3 protein-coding genes are annotated in these 1,407 nt (G+C 61.3%); 1 reads left to right on the top strand and 2 read right to left on the bottom strand.

Annotated elements, in window-relative coordinates; genetic code table 11:
• A partial coding sequence (locus NW856_RS08515) for a methionine adenosyltransferase domain-containing protein (protein WP_414399830.1) occupies positions 1 to 419 on the top strand: 419 nt, incomplete at its 5' end.
• 28 nt (positions 420 to 447) lie between these two features.
• Here the strand turns inward: NW856_RS08515 and NW856_RS08510 are convergent.
• Positions 448 to 966 (bottom strand): MogA/MoaB family molybdenum cofactor biosynthesis protein, encoded by a 519-nt coding sequence (locus NW856_RS08510; RefSeq protein WP_414399829.1) that lies wholly within the window; start codon positions 964 to 966, stop codon positions 448 to 450.
• 34 nt (positions 967 to 1,000) lie between these two features.
• The coding region (locus NW856_RS08505; protein ID WP_414399828.1) for a hypothetical protein at positions 1,001 to 1,407 on the bottom strand (407 nt) is incomplete at its 5' end.

Below are 1,407 nucleotides of genomic sequence, written 5' to 3'. Positions count from 1 at the left end.
GGGCCTTCTCCGGCAAGGATCCCACCAAGGTGGATCGCAGCGCTGCCTATGCGGCTCGTTACGTGGCCAAGAACATCGTGGCAGCTGGCTTGGCGCAAAAATGTGAAGTGCAGGTGAGCTACGCCATTGGGGTAGCCCGCCCCATCAACATTTTGGTGGAAACCTTTGGCACAGGGCGCATCCCCGACGAAGAGCTGTTGCGGCTGGTGCAGCGCCACTTCGATCTGAGGCCGGCAGCCATTTTGGCTCAGTTCCAACTGCGGGAGTTGCCTCGCCAACGGGGAGGGCGCTTCTACCAAGACGTAGCGGTCTATGGGCACTTTGGGCAAACTCACCTGGATCTGCCCTGGGAGCGCACCGATAAAGCCGCTCTGCTGCGGGAGGAGGCTCTTGCCAAGGCGACTGCCCTCTTGGCCTAAGAGGGGATCACTAAGACGGCCTGCTGCCTCAATGCTTGCCCTGGTGCAGTTGCTTAACCAGGTGGGGTAGCTCCGGCAGGATCAGGCTGCGCATAGCCAGTTGCACGGCTGCTGGGGAGCCAGGCATGGAAAAGATCAAGCACTTTCCGTGGATCCCGGCGATGGCCCGAGAGGCGATGGCCCGACTGCCGACCTGGGCATAGCTGAGCTGGCGGAAGATCTCCCCAAAGCCGGGCAAGGTCTTTTCCAGGAGAGCCTCGATGGCGTCGTAAGTGGTGTCGCGGGGGGCGATGCCTGTGCCACCATTCAACAAGATCACCGGCAGGGATCCGGCCCAATCCTGAACCTGCTCTCGAATGAGCTGCGGTTCATCTCGGAGAATGCAATATCTCTCCACCCGGTGGCCGGACTCCTGGAGGGCTGTGCAGATAAACTGGCCGCTGTGATCGGTTTCAGGGGTGCGCGTGTCGCTGACGGTGATCACCCCACAGGGCAAGGCGGCAAAAATGTGCTCCGCACCGCTGTCGCAATCGAGGGGAAAGTTCATGGCCAGGATCCCTGAGGAAAAGATGGCAAACCCATCAAGACTGTCCCTGAGGAGGCTCGGCAGGAGTTGGCGGGTCAACGACCATCTGCGGAATCTCCGGGAATGTGCTCTGCACCTCTGTCGCGAACGATGAGGACTCTGTCCCACCGGCACGAGGGGACTGGGCGAGCAGGCGGCGCAGCTTGGGGGGAAGCTCCTGCAACTGCTCCAACAACAAGTTTAGAGATATGGCCGGTTCTCTGGAAAACAGGGATCCCGCGGGGGGTACCGGCGGCAACGGAGAACAGGCAAGGGCAGCCGCAGCCAAAGAGCGGATCAGCTCCTGCTGCTCCTGCCAAAGGAACTGGCCGATTTCTGGGGGAAAGGTAAGATGAGGAGAGCCGCGACGCTGCCAAAGGCGGAGAAGCTGCTCCACAGAGGCGGCCTTGTACCGCCCCTGGT

The organism is Synechococcus sp. R3-13, assembly GCF_047462195.1.
GTDB lineage: Bacteria > Cyanobacteriota > Cyanobacteriia > Thermostichales > Thermostichaceae > Thermostichus.
This window is presented reverse-complemented; position numbering and strand designations above follow the sequence as displayed.

Coding starts and splice junctions, on each gene's coding strand:
- NW856_RS08510 (WP_414399829.1), bottom strand. CDS start 966: ATGAACTTTCCCCTCGATTGCGACAGCGGTGCGGAGCACATTTTTGCC.